A 21,607-nucleotide genomic window follows, 5' to 3' on the forward strand; every position below is an offset into this window, starting at 1 on the left:
CTACACCTCCTCCGGTTTTGTTCCGGCCATCATTAGTCCAAAGTACTCTACCGGATCTGTAGGTAATAGCTCTCCAAAAACTTTTCCTTCGAATATAACAAGTATTCTGTCAGCTATGCTTCTTAACTCTTCAAGTTCACTTGATATGATGACTATAGATGTTTCATGCTCTCTGTTATACTTTCTAAGTGCTTCAAGTACAAGTGATTTCGCACCGATATCTATACCACGAGTTGGTTCTGATACAAATAAGAATTTTGGCTCAAGTGCAAATGCCTTTGCCAAACATACCTTTTGTTGGTTACCACCTGATAAGTTCTTTGCTTTTTCACTTGGACCTTGAGTCCTTATTTCAAGCTCGTCAATGTATTTAAGAGCGGCTTCTTTCATCGCCTTGTCATCTCTAAACTTAAATGGTCCGACCTTCTTTGTGAATCTATCGTTAACCATCATAGCATCGAAGGCTATGTTCCAGTCAATTCCTTCATCAAGAAGAAGTCCAACACCACGACGATCCTCTGATACAAAGGCTAAATTTTTCTTTAAAACTTCCTTTGTATGATTTATATCTAGCGGCTCTCCTTCGTAGGTAACAGTTCCGCCCGATGGGTATAGACCCATGATTCCGTTTGGAATACCAAGTTTACCTTGACCAGCTAGGCCGCATACGCCAAGTATTTCGCCTTTTTTAACCTCGAAGGAAACATCACGAACCGACTCACCTGGCATATCTACATAAAGGTGTTCAACCTTCATTATAGTCTCATTGCAAACTTCTCTTAGCTCTTTAGTTTGTTCCTTCTTTGACATATCACGGCCAACCATCCAGCTTGCTATCTCCATGATATTAAGGTCTTTATTTTCAGTATCTTTTATAATTTCTCCGTCACGAAGAACTATGACTTGATCACAAACATCGATTATTTCACGAAGTCTGTGTGAGATGAAGATGATGGCTATACCTTTTTTGGCAAGTCTCTTCATCGCATCAATAAGTATATCTGCTTCCGACTCAGTTAGTACCGCAGTCGGCTCGTCCATGATAATAATTTTTACTTTTTCTTTAGAAAGCTCTCTAGCTATCTCCAAAAATTGCTTGTGACCAACTGGCATATCTTTTGCTAGCGTCTTTGTGTTTATGTCTACTCCAAGCTTTTCGATAGCTTCTTTAGCCTTCTCCTCCATCGTAGATCTCTCTAATGTTTCCAATTGTTTGCCAAATACAGCAGAGATTGGATTCTTTTTAGTAATTTCACGATTTAACAATATATTTTCTGTTGCAGTAAACTCTGGAATCAATGAAAACTCTTGATGCACCATACCGATACCGGCATTTAGTGCGTCTATAGGGTTTTTGAAGTTAACCTTTTCACCATTGATAAGAACATCTCCTTCATAGCCACCAGTCTCTTTAATGAAACTCATTCCAAAGAGTATGTTCATCATGGTCGATTTACCAGCACCATTTTCTCCTACAAGTCCTAGGATCTCTCCTTCTTTAAGTTTGAATGAAACATCCTTTAAAACATGGTTACCGGAGAAGCTTTTTCCTACATTTCTAAACTCTAATATTTCGCCCATAAAAAACCTCGCCTTCCAATAATGTTAAACGGAGCAGCAATGAAGCCGCTCCGTCCATTAATCAATATGTCTATTTCTTAGATTGATAATCTTCTAGCATCTTATAGATATCAGGAACTTCTTCATCAGTCATCTTTAAGAAACCTTTACCAAATACGTAAGTGTCTTGTAGTACTAGTAAGTGATTCTTTCTTTCTTCCATGCTTGTTCTGTCTTTATAAACAGTAGCCTTCCAAGCAGCACCTGGAGTCATGTCAGATAATACAGCTGCAACATCGTCAGTGTTCATCATGTCTTTTCCAGATTCAACCATTCTCTTACCAAGTTCGATTAGAGCTTGAGTAGTAGAGAAACCGTATGAATAAGTCCAAGTACCCATTCTACCAGGGTTCTTCTTAGATAATACTTCTTCTTCTTTTTCTACAATCTTAGGGAAATCTCCGGCAGCGTCTTTAAGGTCAAGTCCTAGAGCTCCTGGATATCCAAGTATTGGAGATGGTAAGTCTTGTTCTACGAATAATGCGCCTAATTCAGAAATTTTTAAAAGCATTGGTTCAGTATGAGCATCGTTTGTTGCAAAGAATGCAGTATCTTTACCATATTTTTGTACCCAAGCTGGCATTTGTTCCAAAATAAAGTTTTGTGCGCCTGGGATACCGATATCACTTGTTGGGTCTGGTGCAGTTTCCATAGCAAATTCCATACCGATCTTATCACAAGTTGCTTCCATTATATCTTTTCTTAAAGACAATAGTTCGATTGACATATGTCTTGGGAAAGAAACGTGAACGAATTTCTTAGCGCCCATCTTTTGAGCTGCTAGTGGGATTAAATATCCACGAGTAACGTTATCTGGGTCGATAACTAGGTCAGCTGCGCTTTCGATAAGGTTAGGGTCTTCTTGAGAGTTAGATACGAAGCAGTAGATGTCAGGACGTCTTTCCTTAACTTGCTTAAATGCTGCTGCAGTTCCAGGAACACCTTGGTTAACAACGATAACTTTTAGTTTAGGGTCGTCAGCAAGAGAAACTATTTGTTGGATAGTTGTTTCTTGTTCAGCAGAGAAGTTATCAGGATAGTTCTTGTGAACTATAAGTCCACCTTCCTTAGCGTCTCCGTACTTTTTGATCATAGCTTCACAACCACGTTGTTCGTCTTCAGATTGTGATACAGTACCAGTTACAACACCGATGTGAAAATCACTAGCTTCAGTAGCTTCGCCATCTTTAGCTTCGCCGTCTTTAGCTTCGCCATCAGTAGCTTCAGTAGTTTTTTCGCCTTCAGTCTTGTTAGCGTCAGTAGCAGGTGCATCGTTTTTGTTACATGCTACTAGAGAAAACATCATAATTAGCGCGATTAACATCGCAAGTACTCTTTTCATCATAAAACCTCCTCGTACTTTAATGTCCTCTTAGCTTAAGATAATTTCAAAGGATCTTAAGTTATAATTCAAAGAGCCCTAATCTCGTGATATAACTCCCTTAGCTTGAATAGCCTAACGGTGTTTCTTGTAGTCACGATAGCTATGTTACACTTTATCAAGTGGAAGCTCTTTTATATATTATAGCACTTTATGTTATAAAATACAAGTCTTTTTGAAATTTTTATATAAAAATTTGCAAATATGTGCATACAACACTACTTTATGAGTATCATATGCAATATATGAGTCACTTGCTTGCAATATTTTTACCTACTTAAGCAAGAAAAGTGCTAAGATGCTATAAGGCTTTTCATAAAAAATATAGCACCCATATATATATGAGTGCTACATAGATTATAATCTTTCTCTACAATAGTTTTTCTACTTCTTTCTCTAGTGCCTTTGGTGTCTTTTGTGAAGCAAATCTATCGACAACGTTTCCTTCTCTATCTATCAAAAACTTTGTGAAATTCCATTTGATATCGTCACCTAAGATGCCGCCCTTTTCTTTTTTCAAAAATTTGTATAATGGATCAGCGCCATCACCATTGACATCAATCTTTGACATCATAGGGAAAGTTACACTAAATGTAGAAGTGCAGAAATTTTTTATCTCAGCATTGCCGCCTGGCTCCTGCGATCCAAATTGGTTGCATGGAAAGCCTAAGATGACAAAACCTTGGTCCTTATACTTTTCATAGAGTTCTTCAAGACCTTCGTATTGCTTAGTAAAACCGCACTTACTAGCTGTGTTAACTATGAGTACTACTTTGCCCTTATACTCTGACATAGAAACCTCTACGCCTAATATGTTCTTAACTTTATAATCGTAAAACATTTTTACCTCCTTATATATAAGTAATTGTCCTCTATATTATATATACCCATAAGTACGAAAAAAGTCTTATGGACTTGCCACAAGACTTTTTTTACATTTTATAAAAGCTAAATTAATTTATTCACTGTATAGTAATTGAAGAGCCTCGTCCATAAACGTCCGAGAACCTTGGTGCTATGATGGATTGAGTAAGGTGCCTGTACGAAGTCGCCCAAACACTTAGTTTGCAGAGAAGTTGAGATGATTTTGCGTTGTACAGAATTTTTTGGAGTGAGGTGTGCAAATGCGCACTCCGCAGCGACATAAAATTCGAAACTAGCAAAAGGGCTCAACTTAATGCGAAATAAGTCGAGCATTGCCAGAGCGCGAACGAGCTCAAGGGCTAATTTTAACAAAAATTAACTGTAAATTTAGTCTAGTTCGTCATACATCGCTAACGCTTTCGCCCCATACGCAGTTCCCGGTCCACCATTCATAAGGATACAAGTTTTGATAACGTCGATAAGTTGTTCTCTTGTACCGCCTGCTTTTTTAAAGCTTGTGATGTGAGCTAGCATACATGGGATGCACTTGATTGTGATTGAGATGCCTAGAGCAACCATTTCTTTTTCAATGAGTGTAGCAGCGCTTTCTTTTGTGTAAACAGCGTGTAAATCACCAAATGCTTTCATGATTTCTGGTGATGAATTGATAAGCTCCTTGCTTAATTCTCCGTTTAATTCTCTTTCTTTTTTGTAATCCATAATATTACCTCCTATTATATTTTCTTTCAATTATATATTACCCATTAGCAAATGGCTTTGTTATTGTATTTATTTATAGTTTCGCCGTATATTATAAGATAAAAAAATAGTAGAGAGTATCTACCCCTACTATTTTGATTTCTATAGTTCATATATAAATTCTATACTTATGTTAAACCCTTTTTTCACTCCGCTATAAACCATATCCATATCCAAAACTTCTCTCATAAATTTATCAGCTTCTTCTTTTGTGATATCATCTATATAATAATACACTTTGATTTTAATCTCGTCTATGCGCGGCGCTTCATCAACGCCGACTACTTTTAGCGTGCGAAGTGGGTTTGTCGTCTTTACTTCTGCCTTTGCTTCAATCTCATCTAGTGAAAGCTTCTTAATTTTGGCTTCTCTAATGATTGTGAGCATCATCGACTCCAAAATTCCTGCCAAAAATATCTCCACCGACGATAATTCTTTTTTCTCGTTATCGTATGGCAGCTCTTGGTCTGTGGATATAAAAGCCATGTCGCCGTAGCTGTTAACGGTTTTGATGTCGTTCGATGTCGCTCTCATAGTAAAATCAAAGCGGCTCATCTCTTCCGTGCTATTGAAATTACCGTAGCTACTCATGTTTTTCCTTCAATTCTTTAACTGCTTTTTCAAGCTCTGCTAATTTTTTGTCAATTATTTCAAGTGTTGATACAGGTCTATTTGCAAAAGTAGCGAAACCGCAGTCTGGGTTTAAGAATAATCTTTCTTTGTCGATGTAGCCAAGTGCTTCTTCGGCTCTCTTGACCATATCTTCATGCGATTCAATCTCATCAGTTCTTGGGTTTATAACGCCAAGACCTAGAATGTAATTTTCTCTAATTTTGTCTGAAGCAAATAAACTTTTTAACTCGCCCGCTCTCTTTGTTGAAAATTCAAGGAATAACGCGTCTGTATCTATGTCTTCAAATAATTTAATTAAAGGTGTATATGGTCCTTCTAGCAAAATGCTTTCATCTTTGGACCAATTGCCGCGGCAGACGTGAAGTGCGCGCATCGACTTAGTCCTATCGATATGGCTCATGCATGACTTAATTAAGTGAGTTGCAAATTTTAGCTCCTCTGTCGGATCCTTCTTTTCAGAAAGTGCTGCACACATGAAGGTACGTGGCTTTCCTTCGGTAAATACGACTTCTGTTAAAACTGGTTCATCAAACTGAATTATGTCAACGCCTATCTTTTGAAGCTCTTCTATCTCTTCCTTATAAATCTTGATAACGTCTTCACCAAGCTCTTCCTTTGAGCCATAAGCCTTGCTAGATAAGTTATATAGCCACATTGAACGAGTTACTAGATAAGGTCCTGGCAAAGTGATTTTTACCTTGTGATCAGTTCTTGCCTTTAGTCTCTTTAGCTCGTCGCAAACGATATTGGTCTTACGAGAGACTTTTCCTGTGCATATAGCGTTCTTTATGCTTATGGCTGGAACGTCAAGTATAGAAAGTATTTGCTCGAAGGCTTTTTTATCATCGATATACTCAAGCATCTCAGACATGGACATCATTTTAACACCATTTAACTTTGTCGATATAAATGAAACGTAGTTATCTCTTGATAATTCGCCTGATGTGACGTAGCTGATGCCGTGTTTTTCTTGCATGCGAACAACGGCTTCTTCCTCAGCATCTATCGTCTTAATAAAATCCTCTTCACTTAGAGAACCCTTAGATCTCTTTCTAAGGGCTCTTAATATATCTTCATTTCTTGGCATGCTTCCTATAAGTGAAGTGGAGAATACCCTAGTCACGATACTTGCCGAAGAAGTCTAGATACTTATCGGCATTAGTTATTTGTTCGAAGCCAGTAGTTCTGCCTTCAACCCATTCAGTAAGGCCTTCAAGGTCCATGATCTTCTTGTGTTCTGGATCGTTGTAATCCATTTGAAGAAGAATTTTAGCCCAAGCTTTAAAGTCTTCTGATGGGAAGCCTACGCGAGCTGAGAATATACAGTGATCGAAGTGAGGTGTTTCGCCTAAAACTTCTAATGCGTTTGCATCGATAGTACCGTCTTTTGACCAAGCGTTGAAGTTTAGATCGATAGTGAAAGCGCAGTCAACATCGCCTGCTTCAAGTGCTTTCACAGCGTCAAGTTCGCCGCCAACGTGGTCACCGTTAAGACCAACGCCCTTGTCGAAACGAACTTCTTCATAATCTTTGCCATATTCTAAGCCTTTAGTTTTTAAATAATAGATAGGTATAAGTCTTGCTTGAGGGCTGTCAAATGCACCGAAGCCTATCTTTTTGCCCTTAAGATCTTCAAAAGACTTAATGCCTGAGTCTTTTTTAACTAAGCAGATAGTCTTTCTGTCTCTATCTGTGTCTCTCATAGGACCATTTTCACTTTTTCCGTGAGTCCTGATTTGAGTTTGTAACCAAGCTAATGGTGAGTTCCAAGCGATATCAATATCGCCGTTAACAACAGCATCTACTTGTAAATCATAGTCTTTGAAGTAAACGCCTTCAACTTCCATGCCTCTTTCTTCAAAAAATTTGTGGATCATATCCCAAATGATACTAACCTTTGGATCATAAAGAACTGCTCCAACTTTTATCTTATCAGTCATCTTTCCTCCTATGGTATTGGTTGATCTGTGATCAATTTACCAAGCCAAATTGTAAGCACGTCTACTGATGGTGCCATGATTTGACTTGCGTATGCGTCTCTCATGTATTTTTCTATAGGGTTTTGTTTGTTATAGCCCTTACCGCCAGCAACTCTCATTGCATCGATAGATGTCTCAATAGCTGCTTCACTTGCGTTAACTCTAGCTGCGATGATGTCAACAACTGCATCAGCGTCTCCTCTTTCAGCCTTTTCAGCTGCAAGCTTTGTAAATGCTTCTGCTGCGTGAGTTCTGTTGTAAATCTTAGCTAAGTGTATTTGAACTGTTTCAATATTTGCAAGAGATTGACCTGTAGGGTATTTTCTCTTCATAGCGTGTTCGTTAGCTGCTGTAGAGATGGCTTTGCCTAGACCTGAGTAAACACTTGCTAGACCTAAGATGAAGTATGGTGCAACAACTGAGAATACTTGTGCTTGACCGCTACCCCATTCGCCAATTCTATACATATTTTCTAGTTCAACGTCCTTAAGAAGCATTGGACAAGATGCGTTGCTTCTCATACCCATACCGTTCCAAGCTTTCATTTCAAAATGAACGCCTTTTTTATCTATAGGAACTACCCAGTTATCGATTTCCCCTTCTTTTTTAGAAGGCACTAATACTAAGTAGTAGCTAGCGTATTCAGCCGAAGTAACCATTGACTTAGATCCGTTTAATACACAAGAGTTTTCTTTGTGTTCAATACCCATCTCTGGCATGTAGAAGTGAGTTCCTGTGCCAAATTCGCTGTATGCAAGTGCACATAATTTTTTATCTTCAAGAATTTCTTTAACAATCTTGTTTTTAAGCTCATCATTGCCATTAGCTAAGATACACATAAGTGCTACGTTATGCATCATATAGCATAAACCAACAGATGCGCAGCTTTCAGCTAATGCCATACAGATTTGTGAGTGGTCCTTTATAGTACCGCCTTCACCGCCCATTTCCTTAGGTATCATTATCTTAAAGAAACCTTCTTCTCCTAGTTTATCAAAAATTTCCTTTGGAAATTTTGCTTCTTCGTCTAATTGTTTAGCAACGGGATCAATGTATTTTTTAGCAAATTCCCTTGCTCTTTCAAATGAATTCATAATAAACCCTCCCTTTCGTGATTGTATCGATATCACTATCGATTTAAGTATAGCACAAGATTGAGTTCATTACAAATAAGATTTTTCAATAGTTTCAGCCGTTTGTATAAGATTTTTTTATATATATTTTTCTCTGATATTTTAAAATTATATAAGCTGTATAAAAAAAGAGCTAGACCACTGGTCTAACCCTAAAAATATTTAAGCTCTTAGATTAAATATCATTGCCAAAACTGTTACATTTACGAATATCATTAGCATGGTCGCTGAGAGATAAAAAACAAGTTTTATTTTGCTTGTCTTGTCATTTTGATCAAATTTTTTTCTTGCCCATAAAATAAATTCAGCTAGACCCAATATGCTAAACAATATTAATGGTATGATAAACATAAGATTACTATCTGAGCCAAATTTAAATGTGAAAAGGCTTATGAAGTATAAAATTTCTAGTATTATAGTCATTTTTTTATATAAAGTAGCTCACTACGCCAGCTTCACTGATGTCTTTCATGCCGATGGCCTTGTAAAACGCATTGGCAACTTCATCTTCGCCATCGGTATTAACTTGTATCCAGCGAACGTCCTTGTACTTTTCGAAAACTTCTTTCATAAGCTTTTTCGCTAGACCCTTGCGTCTATAATTCTTCTTAACGATAAGATCTTGCACTAAAACCACGTGTTCAGCGTCTCCTACGCATCTTACAAAGCCTAGAAGCTCGCCTCCATCCATATACGCAAGCGTTAGCAAAGAATTTTTTATAGCATTTTTAAGTTTTTCATCATTACCCAAATATGAGCTCCAGCCCGATTCTTCGTAAAGAGCCTTTATTTGTGATAAATAGCTTTCATCTATTTCTATTAGCTTCACTATTCCACTTCCCAAACTACTGTTACTGAGTCATTGACATCGATATCATCAGCATCTATGTCTATATCGAATGAGTTAGATATCTGCGCACTTTTACACTCGCAGGCCTCAAAACTTATTGGGTGCGAATATATCTCAATTTCGCCCCAAGAGTAGTTAATGTCCACAATCCCCTTAAGCTTAACACCTGCCGCCTCGCTAAGGACTTCAGCCTTCATCTTCGCGTCTTTAACAGCTTCTCTAAGTAAATCATTCTTAGCCTTCTCAATGTCCTTAACAGTGTAGCTTATATCGAATTCCACATCAAGAGGCGATGTGCTCACCTCATACAAAAGCCTACCTAGGACTTTATTGTCATTATCAATCTTGATATGTGAGCTATGAGTGTACTCGTAGCCGATAAACTTTTGATGCATATGGTCTTTGTCGTCATAATAAGATTTGTACTTTGGACTTACTTCAAGATTTCTAGTCTTAAGAAGCTCGCTATCGATGCCAGCCTTTGCTATGACAGCCTTTAAGTCCTTAGTCGCCTCGCTCGCCATGGCAATAGCTTCTGCATAATCATCATAAACTGCACTAGAAGTAAATTTTACGACTATAGTATCCGGCTTTAATGATAATATTCCTTTTCCTGTTACTCTTAATTGTCCCATGTATTTTCCCCTCCATTAATATATCCTTTTGCATTCAATTGGCGGCTAAAACTCGTTCGCTTTTCGGCAATGCTCGAGTACTTGTATGTACACTCCGCTTACCTCAAAGCTCCACTTCGTCCCATCCATCCAATTACTCTGCAAAAGTTTTTAATCATAAATTAATTTTAACATAAATATACCTATATTTAATTATACCCAAAATAATAGCGCTCACTAAGAAAAATTTGTGAACGCTATTATAAAATATTTTTAAAACTAGTTTATATTGTCATTTGCTTTTGGTTTCGCCACTATACTCACCACTATAAATACAATTGCAAAACCCACCATTATTAATACATTCGGAAGCATAGTGCTAAACTCTGGCTTCTCCATAAGCATGTCGTTACTCTGAATGTAGTAAAAACCTGGAAAGACTCTTCCTAATGTCAAGGCTGTATCACCAAGCAGCTCTTGCGGAGCAAAGGCACCGCACAAGAATGACGAGCCGAGTGAAACTACATTCATCACGCCTGAGATGGCATTTTCGCTCTTAATTAGATTTGCTATCATCACCGACATGGCTACTACTGTAATCGTAAATATAAATGAGTTAAGCATCATAAGATTGATGTGCGTCTTAGTAAAGTCGTACTTATACATAAGCACGAAAAGTACCATATAAAATAGCCATAAGAATAGACCTGTAACGATGTGACCGAGCATCATTTGAAGATTAATCTTCGCTCTTGGCATAGGCGATACAAGATTTCTCATAAATATAGGCTTTTTCCTATAAACTTTGACTATGGTCGCTACAACCATGATTGCTTGTGAGAGTAAAACATAATTTAGGAAGTTAAAGTAAATGCGTGAATTATCTCTCTTGGTATCGACGCTGCCTTCTTTTATCTCAACATCAAACTTTTTATCCAAATCTTCTTTAGTATACTTAATGGCATCATCCTCACTAAAGCCTGCCGCCTCGTATGCAGCTACTTGACTTAAGTAGATATTGACCTTCTCCTTAACGCTCATGCCGTACATCTCATCTGGTGCCGCCTTATATAAAACTTTCTTCGTTTGATCAAAGTCCTTAGGTATTTCAATTGCGCAGCTGATGTTGGCGTAGAAAAGCTTGTCTTCTACCAAAGACTCGTCCATGTCTATAGGTTTTGCGTTAGTATTTAAATAATCACAAAGTGCTTTAGAAAGGCTTGTGTTAGCGTTATCTTTTAAATATATTCTTACATCAATACTTTTATAAGAGGCCTCTTTTGTACCCTTTGTACTAAAACTCATTATGACGGCAAAAATAATCGTATAAAGAATTATGGCTGTCTTGTGAGCCCATACTATTTTGAAATAATTTTTAAAGACTTTCATACTCTTTACCTCTCATGAAAAATAGTGAAGCCACTACGAATAACAAAGTAATCAAAGCTAGATTAATCATATCCCAATTAAACCTTGCCATCGAATCGTAGTAGTATAACGAATAAACCGCATCAGTCACTATTGCAACTGGATTTAACTTGTTGATGATGGGTGCCTTCTCAGCGATAATTATCTTTAAGTCCGATACCATCATACCAGCTAAAAACGACATAAGCATAGTTATGGCGATGCCTAAACCAATCTTCGTGTCTAAACTTGCCTTATTTGAAACGCCAAGCAAGACGCCAAAGGCAACACCACTTAGTGACGCTAGTGCGCTAAGCACAATAAGTGGAAGGGCTCTACCACCAAAGTCAATGCCGAGACCATATTTTAAATAAATAATAAATATCAATATTATAACGAAGTTAATAATCCAGCTGACCAAAAGCGATGCCGATAGCATAGTGCTCTTCTTTGTTGGCGAAATCGCATTACGCTTCGCATTAGTCGATAGATTTGCTTCGTATTGATAAATGACAAACATACCCCACATGTAGCCATATATTGCCGTCATACCAAGTAGCGTGTAGAAAAAAGTGTTTGTCATATCCATATTTTTACGCGAAACATCTTTTATATGATCATCCACACCCACAATTTTACTTAAATCAGTAGTCGGATCCTTTTGCATTATCCTAGCTATCATAGAGAACTTTTGTGAGTAAACGTTCATTATGGTCTCAACCATGGTCTCAGATATGCCCGACTTCTTCGTATAAATCTTGTCCATTGATTCGATGTAGGCCTTAGGAGCATCTTTTTCGTCTAAAACATCCTTGTCTTTCGCTTCAGTCACATGGAAATATTCCTCGTCCTCCATCTCCTTCATAAAACGTTTAAAATTCTCATCCTTCATAAGGTTTTCATTCACAGCCACGTCTATGGTCTTGAACTTATCCATCTCAGTGATATTGCCAAAGGCAAGCTTAAAGAATACTCCTAGAACTATAGGAAATATTAAAGCCCAAAATAACATTGCCCTCTGCCTTAAAAGGTATCTAAATGTATTTTTAAATGAGTGCAGCCACATACTAATCCCTCAAATCTTTGCCAGTTAATTCCAAGAAAACGTCATTAAGACTTGGCTTTTCAACATTTAGAGAGCTGTAGTGAATTTTGTTCTCATCAAGAAGCTTGATTAAATTCATTAAGTAGCCATCACCATGAGAAAAGCTTAGTTTGACAGAACCGTCCTTATTCTCATAACTAAGCAAATTATCAAGAGCCTTAATCTTTGTAATAAGATCCTCATTAAGTTCCTTCGATGTAAAGCTAATCTTTTCATTCATAGTGATCATGTCCTTAAGCTCCTCAGAAGTGCCCTTTGCGATGACCTTGCCCTTGTCAATTATGACTATATCATCACACAAAAAGTCAACCTCGTCCATATAGTGCGAAGTGTAAATGATGGTCGAGCCCTCATCGTTAAGCTTTTTGATCCCTTCCAAAATATTGTTTCTTGATTGAGGGTCGACAGCAACAGTCGGCTCGTCAAGAATGATAATCTCAGGTCTGTGAGCAATGCCGCAAGCAATATTAAGTCTTCTTAGTAGACCGCCAGATAGCTTTTTAGGCTTAAATTTTACAAAATCATTAAGACTAACAAGGTCAATCGCCCTTTGTACAAGCGCCTTCCTCTCAGCCTTATCAATAATGTATAGACCGCAAAAGTAGTCGATGTTCTCGTAAACACTTAGCTCATCATAAACAGCCACATCTTGAAAAACAACGCCTATCCTTCTCTTGATATCGTATGCATCAGCGCTCATCTCCTCGCCAAAAATCTTCACAGTGCCCGCATCCTTCTTAAGAAGAGACAAAATGCAGTTTATGGTAGTTGATTTACCACTACCATTGGGACCAAGAAGACCAAGTATCTCGCCCTTTTTCACGTCCAAATCCAAATTGTCCACAGCAGTGAGCTCCTTGTATTTTTTAACAAGACCCCTAACCTCTATAACAGTATCCATAATTACCTCCTATATTACCATTACTATAATTATATCACTAAAACCATTAAGATGTAATAAAAATTATGTAAAATGCATGTAAATATGTCTAAGACGAATAATATTATCATAAAGAGGCCCATATCACTTGACAATATCAGATATAAGTCATACAATATAGGCAAGATTGGGGGTAATAGTTTTGAAAAAAATATACCAAGGAAAAACAAAAGACGTTTACGAACTAAACGACAAAGAAGTTTTATTAAAATTTAAAGACGACGTAACAGGCAAAGACGGCGTGTTCGACCCAGGCCAAAACCAAGTCGGCTTGACAATGGAAGGCGCAGGACACAGTGCTTGCCTACTAACAAAGTTCTTTTATGAAAAATTAAACGAAAAAGGACTAAACACACACTTCGTTTCAGCAGATCCAGATAAAAACGAAGCAGTAGTTAGAAAAGCAAAAGTTTTTGGTAACGGCGTTGAAGTCATCGTGAGATACAGAGCAGTTGGCTCCTTCATTAGACGCTACGGCCAATACGCAGAAAGCGGCATGAAACTACCTTCATACGTTGAAATCACACTAAAAGATGACGACAGGAACGACCCACTAATTACAAAAGACGCACTAGAGATACTAGGCATAATGACAGGAGCTGAGTACGACGAGCTTGTTGGCCTTGCTAAAAAGATAGGCGAGTTCGTAAAAGAAGAGCTTGCAAAGAAAGACCTAGAGCTATACGACATAAAATTCGAGTTCGGCATGGTCGATGGTAAAGTCGCTTTGATAGATGAAATATCAGGCGGCAATATGCGTGCATATAAAGGAGACGAGTACGTAGAACCACTTAAATTGGAAAAGATATTGCTAGAAGACGTTAAATAGATTGAGTTGAATTGAAGAGATAAGAAAAAGGCTGCCATAAAGGTAGCCTTTTTTGTGTGGGTTATTTAATTTTCTTTAACTATACTACTAATCATAGAAACAATATCATCATTTTTTAATTGCTTCTTAAATACAACGTTTACTCCATCCTCTTTCATAGTCTCAAAGAACTTTTCAGCTGATCTTATTCTTAAATCTTCTTCACTTCTAAGAGACTTTTCATCTTTCATGTCCTTTGTCTCTACAATAAAATTAATTTGTGACTCACCATCTTTTTTGTTTATTACATACATAAAATCTGGACTTGTTGTTCCTCCAGTAAATAGTGGTATCTGTATAGATCTACGAGGTATTTTACCAAAAACAACTACATCTGCAATATCGCTTTTTACTAAAGTTTCTTTTTCCTTTGGACTATCGTATACTACAGCATCATAAATGAATTTTTTAGGCACGGCACAATTATCATCTCTATATAAGCCTAATAGTCCTTGAGATATACTGTCTACCACTTCGCCTTTATAGTTAGTTAAACTAGTTTCTTTTATATTTACATCTAGAGCTTTATATGAAAACTTCTTTATAAGTTCTTCATCTAGCCAAGTATTAAACTCACTTACAACAGCTTGTATGCTTTCCTTAGTAAATAGTCTATCATCTATACGTTCATAGTCGTGATAGTACTTGCAAAGCGCTTGATGAATTAAATTTACAGGTACCGCAATTTGTTTATTCATTTGCTTTAAAAATTCAGAATATGTCAATTTTTCATCAACCGTGAAGAAATTACTTACTCTATCTTTTAAAACTACCGCACCATTTTCTGATTGAAGCCTTGATGTTTTTGTCAATATATTAGTGTCTTTATATACATCTGAACTCAATATCTTATATAAGGCATCAACAAGTTCTTGATCTGGAATGCTTTCAAACTTCATATAGTATTTTTGATTTACTTTTTCCCAAAGTTTTCTAATAGAAGTAAATTTATCTTTTCTAATATTAACAACATTTTTCTTTTTTCTTCCATCAATAATTTTACTTGGCTTTAAGTTATTTATTGCTTCAGGATAGTCTTGATACAAGTCATCAAGCTTTTCTGTTTTTATATTGCCATCCATATCAATATATTTTTTGCTAAGCATATCAAGGAAAATATCATCTTTGTCTTTACTCATAATAGTCGACAACTTAGGCAATATAGTTTTAACGTTCATAAGCTTGTTGGCTTGGTCTGAATTTATTTCATCTAAAAGTTTGCTTGCAAAATCTTTTTCAGAATAATCAATCAAATACTTTAAATAAAATTGTTCATCAGAAATTCTTTGACCCTTTTCATCAACTGGTAGTCTTAGTCCTCTGCCTACTTCTTGAAGTTTGCTAATTTCAGAGCCTGAAGACCTTAGTTTTACAATTTGAAAGACATTAGGATTGTCCCAGCCTTCTTTTAAAGTCCACTTTGAAAAAATAAATCTCATTGTGTTCCATTTGCCTTTATCATCCTTAAAATTGAGTAAATAATCTTTATCTTTAAGAATTTTATCAATTTCTTCCTGAATTTCCTTATCAGATGATGCATTGTCTTGACTAAAATAACCGCCATTAGTTTTGCTAATATCTTCTAAAGAACTTTCTAAGTATTCTTTGTACTCTAATAATTTTTCATCTTGTCTAGTATCTAGTTCTTTATCAATATTATTTATTTCATGTTTTATATGCTTTTTAAGTAAATCTTCAAACTTTAGTCTTAAACTACCTTTACCACCGTTTTCATCTCTGTATGAACTAACAGAGTCTATAAAAAATAAACTAAGCGTTTTTATTTTTTTACTTCTCATAAAATTTTCTTTTTCAGATTCAAAATGATTCACTAAGGCTTGTTTAAGCATGAGCTCTTGATAAGTATCTGTATATATGCCACCATATATAATATCAGACTTAGAAAGAACTTGACCATTTGATAATCTGACGCCGCTCTTAATCTCATCGACTCCAAGCTTTCCTATTTCATCAACACTTAGTCCTGAAAAGTCATTACCAAAAGAAGCTAGAGACTCGCCTTTTTTGAATTCAATAGTTTTCTTGTTTATCTCATCTCTAAATGTACATACTTTAGGGTTTTTCTTAAAATCCATTAGTTTTAGTTTGCTTTCATTCTCTTTTTCAGCATCTATCATATATGTCTCTACACCTTTTACAAGGTTTTGATTAAACGCTTGGACTGAATTTAGATTAAAAATTAAATTATTATAATCAATCTCATTATTTTTAATCTCAGGGAATGTCGCCCCAAATCTAATTATACATTGGGGATTAATTTCTTTAATAAGTGTTTTGTATGCTGAATTAGATTTCTTAAATCTATGAGGTTCATCAATGATAACAACTGGTCTTGTTGCTTCAAGAGCCTTATATGGTTTAGTAAATGTACCAATAACAGTTTGATCATAATCAGTATCCATAGTGCTTTTTGATAAAAGCATACCAGAATTCATAAGCAATACTGAAAACTTATTTTTCTCTAAACTTGTTCCTCTTACAAACTCAGCTACAGCTGCTGGAAAAAGTTTTCTGCCTTTAGGATTTTTTTGAGCCTCTAAACTTGTTAAGAATAACTTTTTATTTGGGTAAAGGTCAGCAAAATGCCTCTTAGCATAATCAGCAGTTAAAAAGCTCTTAGATCCTTCTCTAATTGCAGTTGTAGGAACAAGAATTATAAACTTATGAAAACCATATAATTGATTTAGTTCATACATCATTCTTGTATAGCAATATGTTTTTCCTGTTCCTGTCTCCATCTTTATGTCTAAGCCTAAATGGTCATCTCCGTCACTCTTTCTCCACGCTTGAGGAATGCTAGGAAGTTCTTCATATCCGTTCCATAACTCATTAATATTATTATTTATTTTTTCATCCTGCAAATCAATAATTGGATTCGCGTACACATCGTTTGATTTTTCAATAGCTACTCCGTCAAAAGCTTTTTTTATAGCCGTCAAAAAATCATTTTGATGTGGCAGTATTGTTAACTCTATCACGCTTAAAACCTCTCAATCAAAGTTACGTTCTTATTGTTCTTCAAAACTTTTATATTCTTTCTTAGTTCGTTTAGAACGGAGAATTTAACTGAATATGAATATATAACTAGTCTTGTTATATCTAGTGAATCATCTTCAATTTGCTTAATTAATTTCATTACATCATCTGACTCTAGTCCTTCGTCTATGATGTATAGTGTTTTTTCGATTAGCTGAGCTGTATAATTCTCTAATTTGTAGTCTTGCACTTCTTTTGTCAAACCATATCCGTCTTCGTTAAGCCATGTAGCTAAGATATTTTCTTTGCCACTAGCATGTTTGTTATCAAAAACTGATATCATATCGTCTGAAACTAGTTTTATTTCTGGCTTGAACTCTTCTAGATCTAATAATGTTTTTTCACTTGGTTTTTCTAAGTAAAATAGTTTATATCCATAGTCGATATCTGCTTTTGTTTCATCTTTTATCTTTGCAGCTGCTCTTTCTATTCTGTCTCTACCGATTTCATCTACTGTTCTGTAGCCTGCTTTGTATGCTGGTTTATTTGTTGGAATTGTTTCTGGTAATTGAACAAGGATGTATTTTCTATTGCCTCCATCTTCTGCATTAAGCTGCATAACTGCATCTGCGGTCGTTGCACTTCCTGAAAAAAAGTCTAGAATTAATGAATGTCTATCAGATCCAATTTTAGAAAATAACTTAATAAATTCTAATGGTTTTGGAAATTCAAAAATATCTTTGCCTATTAAAGAGTCCACCTCTTTAGTTCCAGTATTTGTTAAATAATTTTTATTAATTAATACAGTCTTAGGCTTTTCAGTAATGGTTCTCATTTTTTCGAAAATTCTTATTGTACCATCAGGTCCTCTTCTGGCACATATGTTATGAATTTGTTTTTGTGCTTTTTCATTCTCTCCTCTTCCCCATCTCCATACACTTTCTTTGCCATTTGTAACTATGGGATATACTTCTTCCCATCCATCAATTGGAATCAGCGAAACATCACTAAACCCATTGTCATCAGTATTTGAAACATCAACATAGAATGGATATCTTAAGTTTGGTCTATTTTCAGAGTTGAAAGCACTTGCATTTTGATTTCTTAAATCTTGAATATTAAAGTCGCCATACTTATCGGAATATTTAAATTTTTTACCATCCACATCAATTTCATTCAATTCTACAGACTCTTTATTTTTAGCATATCCTAAAAAGTAGTCATGTGTTTTTGCAAATCCACCATATCTTCTTCCCTCAGTTTTTACAATTACAGCTCCATCAACAAGTTTTTTATCTTCACCAAATATCTCATCGCACATTAACTTTAGATTAGCTTGCTCATTATCATCTATACTAATAAAAATAACACCATCATCAGCTAATAAATCTCTTGCTAATAATAATCTAGGATACATAAAAGTTAACCAAGCAGCATGAGAACTTTTTCCTTCAAGATTTAAAATTCTATCTGCCTCTTCTTCTGTTATGCCTATCTTTTCAGCAATTTCTTCAGCTGTAAACTTAAAACTATCAGGATAAACAAAGCCGTCAGAGCCTGTATTGTATGGTGGATCTATATAGATACATTTGATTTTTCCTGAGTATGAACCCAATAAATGTTTTAGTGCATCTATATTGTCACCAACTATATAAACGTTTTCACTGTCTTTGTTCTCAGGCTTTTCATTGTGCTCAGCATCTGGCGAAATATATGTTTCAGTGTTTAATGAACTTTGATATTTAGCATAAGATTTGCCTAAGAAATTTAGCTCATAAGCTTCTTTTGTTAGCTCCACTTCTTCCTCTTTTAAAAAGTCTTTAAATGAGTCAAGCTTAAAATCTCCCTCTTTTGTAAAAAATTCAGGAAAATCATCTTTAAGTTTCTCCATCTTTTTACTATTAACTTTAATATCAAGATTATCTTGTAAGTTTTTACCTATCATATATTTCCTCCCAATATATTAAATTATTTGTATTTTATTCTTTTCTAAGTAAAACAAAATTTGGTCTCTATAATCTAACAATATAACATTTAGTTCTTTAAGTAAGTCAATCCAGTTAAGATTAAAATACTTATTAGTTAGTCCGCCGAATAAATCATCTTCAATAATGTCATCGCCTAACGCATTATATAAGCCGTAATGTGCTAGTGCATTTCTTACTATTCTATCTGAATATCGATTGTCGATATTAAAAGTTGAATTAAAATAATTATTTATTGCAGAATTTATTGAACATAAATAATAATATAGTATGTAAGTAGCCCTAAGCTTAATAGGTATATCCTCTAAAATCAGTTTATTTAATCCATACAATATAAAGTTTATATTACAAATTAAATTAAACAAAATAAAATTTTCATTATAGTTTATTGAAAAATTGCTTTTTCTAAAGTATCCATAATCTTTGTCTCTAAATTTAGTATCTTTATCTATAGTAAGAAGATTTTTACTTTTAACTATATCTTCTCCAAGTAATGTAGCTAAAAGTTCCCCTGCATATTTGAAATTTTTTACAAGATATTGAATATAATTATCATCTAATGAAAAATTAGGAAGCATCACAGCACTATTTATAGTATTTGATACTGGAATCTCTTTACCATCCTTTAATAAAAATGTTACCCCATATCTATAGTGTATACCAAAAGGTCTTAGGAACTTCACTACAAGATTGTAAAAGTAATTGCTCATATAATCATATTTATTTTTTAAGCAGGAGTTAACATCGCATAAGCTTTTTTCATAAAACTTTGTATTTAATCTAAGTTTTTCATAAAACTTTGAAAATTCTTCATTTTGTTCAAATCCAATTTTTTCACTTGCGCCCATTTTATCAATAAGTTTTAATGATTCATATATAACTAAGCCAAAAGTTGATACAAACGGGAAAATATAATTTCCCATATCTTTCCTTTTCTTTACACGTTCCATTAAAAATAAAATAGATGAATAATCATAAAAAATTAGTCTTGAAACAGTTTTTTCTCTTGCATACATTTAATGCACCTCAATAAATTAATTATATCACATAAAACTTCACTCTATCAATTATTTAATAAAATAGATGCCAATTTTTAAAATTTAGCATCTATACAAATATTTTTCAAATTATTTTGTTTAATATATGGTTTTTCAGTTCTTATAATAGCTAAGAAATCAAAACTTTAATAGATCCTTCAACTATGTCTGGTAAGTTTTTTGCACTTATTCTATATTTTATCTCTGTTTCTTTAAGACTAACTTCTGGATTAATTAAAATCCTTAAATCTTCTTTAAATACTTGAGTTAAAGTTTTATGACGAATCTTGTCATAACTAGCTATTGCTACTACTGACTCATCCTTCCTTTCAATTTGAGGATAGTAATGTTTTGGTTTGTTTTGTTTCATCTGAATAGGATTTGAATCATCCGGCTTATCATAAATTTTATCAGAAACTAAAAATACTTCTTCGTTAAAAAACATTTCAATTACTACATCCTCTAAAAATTCTAGCCCATCATTATATATCATGCAATTAAATTTATATGAACATTCTTCAAATATATAATAATTATCCCTTTCTTCGTAATCATCATTAATATTTTCTATGTCTTTTAATAACTCTTCTTTTGTTTCATATACTGGTAGATTAAAAAAACTTTTTCCAGCCTTTATGCTTTTATCAGCATCATTAAACTCACCAAACAAAAAACCTCTTTCAGGTGAATGTGTAATATATGATTTGCCCACACCATCGCCTGAGCCATACCTATCGTCTAGTTTTTTAACTAATTTTTCTAAGTGCTTTTTCTCTACAACTGAAGGTAATAATTCTCTCTTTGCCTTACTTTTTTTTATAATTATTTCCTTTTTTAATTCTTCTCCACAGCCAATGATTATTTTATTATCAAACACTAAGTTCTTTTTATTCCTTTGAATTTCATCTAGCTCTGGTCTTCCCAACCTTGATTGTCTAGAGCCTTTTCTAATCCATGCATCGCCTCGTTTTAAACATTTACCATAGTCTTTTTTCATCATATAAGGTCTATCATTATTGTCAATTATTTCAATAATTCCTAAGTTTACTCCTTTAAAATAATGTTTAAAATATCTAAAATTGATTGTTGGTTCAATATTCTCCTGTATTATATTTTCTAATGTTGCTTGATCAGAAATTTCTTCTACGCCTAAAAACTCTTTTTCTTCTCCTGGTTTTTGCTTGACCCCTATAATTATTCTTTTAGTATTTGAATCTAAAGAGTTAGCCATAGACATAACATCTTTTATTAAATCTGTCCAGTTGTCCTTGTTATATTCTTTACTTTTAAAGTCTAAGCAAGTGTGTTCTTCTTCAAATTCAATTAAATCATCTAAATTCAATATATACGTCCTCCTTCATTAAGTTCATATACCATATGCACGATCCTTTCTTTTGTTTTATAAATATATTATACTACATATAGATAATTTATT

Annotated in this window: 19 protein-coding genes; 1 reads left to right on the top strand and 18 read right to left on the bottom strand. The window is 34.7% G+C overall.

Translation table 11 applies throughout. From position 1 onward, the window contains the following. From AC2UOP_RS04815 to AC2UOP_RS04880, 14 genes are all read right to left on the bottom strand, one after another. Positions 1-1,581 (bottom strand): sugar ABC transporter ATP-binding protein, encoded by a 1,581-nt coding sequence (locus tag AC2UOP_RS04815; protein ID WP_484832827.1) that lies wholly within the window; start codon positions 1,579-1,581, stop codon positions 1-3. Between the two features lie 70 nt (positions 1,582-1,651). Beyond that, positions 1,652-2,965, bottom strand: a complete 1,314-nt coding sequence (locus AC2UOP_RS04820) for a DUF3798 domain-containing protein (protein WP_249242754.1) — start codon at positions 2,963-2,965, stop codon at positions 1,652-1,654. 406 nt (positions 2,966-3,371) lie between these two features. Beyond that, positions 3,372-3,842, bottom strand: a complete 471-nt coding sequence (locus AC2UOP_RS04825) for a glutathione peroxidase (protein WP_484832828.1) — start codon at positions 3,840-3,842, stop codon at positions 3,372-3,374. A 410-nt stretch (positions 3,843-4,252) separates the two neighbouring features. Next, positions 4,253-4,585 carry a carboxymuconolactone decarboxylase family protein gene (locus tag AC2UOP_RS04830; RefSeq protein ID WP_106018220.1) on the bottom strand — a complete coding sequence of 111 codons (333 nt, stop codon included), beginning with the start codon at positions 4,583-4,585 and terminating at the stop codon, positions 4,253-4,255. A 141-nt stretch (positions 4,586-4,726) separates the two neighbouring features. Beyond that, the gene (locus AC2UOP_RS04835; RefSeq protein ID WP_484832829.1) at positions 4,727-5,215 is read right to left on the bottom strand and encodes an OsmC family protein; all 489 of its coding nucleotides are present in this window, start codon (positions 5,213-5,215) and stop codon (positions 4,727-4,729) included. Continuing rightward, a complete protein-coding gene (locus tag AC2UOP_RS04840) occupies positions 5,208-6,380 on the bottom strand; it encodes a hypothetical protein (protein ID WP_484832830.1) in 1,173 nt (390 codons plus the stop codon). The genes AC2UOP_RS04835 and AC2UOP_RS04840 overlap by 8 nt, the downstream gene beginning before the upstream one ends. Then, a complete protein-coding gene (locus AC2UOP_RS04845; RefSeq protein ID WP_480021538.1) occupies positions 6,373-7,197 on the bottom strand; it encodes a phosphate/phosphite/phosphonate ABC transporter substrate-binding protein in 825 nt (274 codons plus the stop codon). Before AC2UOP_RS04845 ends, AC2UOP_RS04840 begins: the two co-directional genes overlap by 8 nt. Before the next feature lie 8 nt (positions 7,198-7,205). After that, positions 7,206-8,330 carry an acyl-CoA dehydrogenase family protein gene (locus AC2UOP_RS04850; RefSeq protein ID WP_085839695.1) on the bottom strand — a complete coding sequence of 375 codons (1,125 nt, stop codon included), beginning with the start codon at positions 8,328-8,330 and terminating at the stop codon, positions 7,206-7,208. 201 nt (positions 8,331-8,531) lie between these two features. After that, on the bottom strand, positions 8,532-8,792 hold the full coding sequence (locus AC2UOP_RS04855) for a hypothetical protein (RefSeq protein ID WP_480019605.1): 261 nt from the start codon (positions 8,790-8,792) through the stop codon (positions 8,532-8,534). Positions 8,793-8,796: 4 nt separating this feature from the next. After that, complete coding sequence (locus tag AC2UOP_RS04860) at positions 8,797-9,198, bottom strand: GNAT family N-acetyltransferase (protein ID WP_484832831.1); 402 nt, start codon at positions 9,196-9,198, stop codon at positions 8,797-8,799. Next, entirely contained in the window at positions 9,198-9,854 is a 657-nt protein-coding gene (locus AC2UOP_RS04865) for an SIMPL domain-containing protein (RefSeq protein ID WP_484832832.1), read from the bottom strand. Before AC2UOP_RS04865 ends, AC2UOP_RS04860 begins: the two co-directional genes overlap by 1 nt. 258 nt (positions 9,855-10,112) lie before the next feature. Then, on the bottom strand, positions 10,113-11,222 hold the full coding sequence (locus AC2UOP_RS04870; protein WP_484832833.1) for an ABC transporter permease: 1,110 nt from the start codon (positions 11,220-11,222) through the stop codon (positions 10,113-10,115). Beyond that, the gene (locus AC2UOP_RS04875) at positions 11,209-12,252 is read right to left on the bottom strand and encodes an ABC transporter permease (protein WP_484832834.1); all 1,044 of its coding nucleotides are present in this window, start codon (positions 12,250-12,252) and stop codon (positions 11,209-11,211) included. Before AC2UOP_RS04875 ends, AC2UOP_RS04870 begins: the two co-directional genes overlap by 14 nt. A 55-nt stretch (positions 12,253-12,307) precedes the next feature. Then, positions 12,308-13,246, bottom strand: coding sequence for an ABC transporter ATP-binding protein (locus tag AC2UOP_RS04880; protein WP_484832835.1), 939 nt, complete (start codon positions 13,244-13,246; stop codon positions 12,308-12,310). A 181-nt stretch (positions 13,247-13,427) separates the two neighbouring features. Here AC2UOP_RS04880 and AC2UOP_RS04885 point away from each other — a divergent pair, with 181 nt between their 5' ends. After that, the gene (locus tag AC2UOP_RS04885; RefSeq protein ID WP_484832836.1) at positions 13,428-14,114 is read left to right on the top strand and encodes a phosphoribosylaminoimidazolesuccinocarboxamide synthase; all 687 of its coding nucleotides are present in this window, start codon (positions 13,428-13,430) and stop codon (positions 14,112-14,114) included. A gap of 65 nt (positions 14,115-14,179) precedes the next feature. Here AC2UOP_RS04885 and AC2UOP_RS04890 read toward each other — a convergent pair whose 3' ends face one another. The 4 genes from AC2UOP_RS04890 to AC2UOP_RS04905 all read right to left on the bottom strand — a co-directional run bounded on the left by AC2UOP_RS04890 (position 14,180) and on the right by AC2UOP_RS04905 (position 21,514). Then, positions 14,180-17,152: a type III restriction-modification system endonuclease gene (locus AC2UOP_RS04890; protein WP_484832837.1), complete on the bottom strand. Its 2,973-nt coding sequence runs from the start codon at positions 17,150-17,152 to the stop codon at positions 14,180-14,182. A 2-nt stretch (positions 17,153-17,154) separates the two neighbouring features. Further along, entirely contained in the window at positions 17,155-19,095 is a 1,941-nt protein-coding gene (locus tag AC2UOP_RS04895; protein ID WP_484832838.1) for a site-specific DNA-methyltransferase, read from the bottom strand. Between the two features lie 18 nt (positions 19,096-19,113). After that, positions 19,114-20,151, bottom strand: coding sequence for a hypothetical protein (locus AC2UOP_RS04900; protein WP_484832839.1), 1,038 nt, complete (start codon positions 20,149-20,151; stop codon positions 19,114-19,116). 151 nt (positions 20,152-20,302) lie between these two features. After that, a complete protein-coding gene (locus tag AC2UOP_RS04905; RefSeq protein WP_484832840.1) occupies positions 20,303-21,514 on the bottom strand; it encodes an AlbA family DNA-binding domain-containing protein in 1,212 nt (403 codons plus the stop codon). Positions 21,515-21,607 lie beyond the last annotated feature (93 nt).

The sequence above is a fragment of the Fenollaria sp. genome, assembly GCF_057222035.1.

Bases quoted from the DNA above. Each gene is read 5' to 3' on its own strand.
- AC2UOP_RS04900 (WP_484832839.1), bottom strand. From the start codon at position 20,151: ATGTATGCAAGAGAAAAAACTGTTTCAAGACTAATTTTTTATGATTAT.
- AC2UOP_RS04825 (WP_484832828.1), bottom strand. From the start codon at position 3,842: ATGTTTTACGATTATAAAGTTAAGAACATATTAGGCGTAGAGGTTTCT.
- AC2UOP_RS04830 (WP_106018220.1), bottom strand. From the start codon at position 4,585: ATGGATTACAAAAAAGAAAGAGAATTAAACGGAGAATTAAGCAAGGAG.
- AC2UOP_RS04815 (WP_484832827.1), bottom strand. From the start codon at position 1,581: ATGGGCGAAATATTAGAGTTTAGAAATGTAGGAAAAAGCTTCTCCGGT.
- AC2UOP_RS04865 (WP_484832832.1), bottom strand. From the start codon at position 9,854: ATGGGACAATTAAGAGTAACAGGAAAAGGAATATTATCATTAAAGCCG.
- AC2UOP_RS04850 (WP_085839695.1), bottom strand. From the start codon at position 8,330: ATGAATTCATTTGAAAGAGCAAGGGAATTTGCTAAAAAATACATTGAT.
- AC2UOP_RS04870 (WP_484832833.1), bottom strand. From the start codon at position 11,222: ATGAAAGTCTTTAAAAATTATTTCAAAATAGTATGGGCTCACAAGACA.
- AC2UOP_RS04820 (WP_249242754.1), bottom strand. From the start codon at position 2,965: ATGATGAAAAGAGTACTTGCGATGTTAATCGCGCTAATTATGATGTTT.
- AC2UOP_RS04880 (WP_484832835.1), bottom strand. From the start codon at position 13,246: ATGGATACTGTTATAGAGGTTAGGGGTCTTGTTAAAAAATACAAGGAG.
- AC2UOP_RS04835 (WP_484832829.1), bottom strand. From the start codon at position 5,215: ATGAGTAGCTACGGTAATTTCAATAGCACGGAAGAGATGAGCCGCTTT.
- AC2UOP_RS04895 (WP_484832838.1), bottom strand. From the start codon at position 19,095: ATGATAGGTAAAAACTTACAAGATAATCTTGATATTAAAGTTAATAGT.
- AC2UOP_RS04845 (WP_480021538.1), bottom strand. From the start codon at position 7,197: ATGACTGATAAGATAAAAGTTGGAGCAGTTCTTTATGATCCAAAGGTT.
- AC2UOP_RS04855 (WP_480019605.1), bottom strand. From the start codon at position 8,792: ATGACTATAATACTAGAAATTTTATACTTCATAAGCCTTTTCACATTT.
- AC2UOP_RS04875 (WP_484832834.1), bottom strand. From the start codon at position 12,252: ATGTTATTTTGGGCTTTAATATTTCCTATAGTTCTAGGAGTATTCTTT.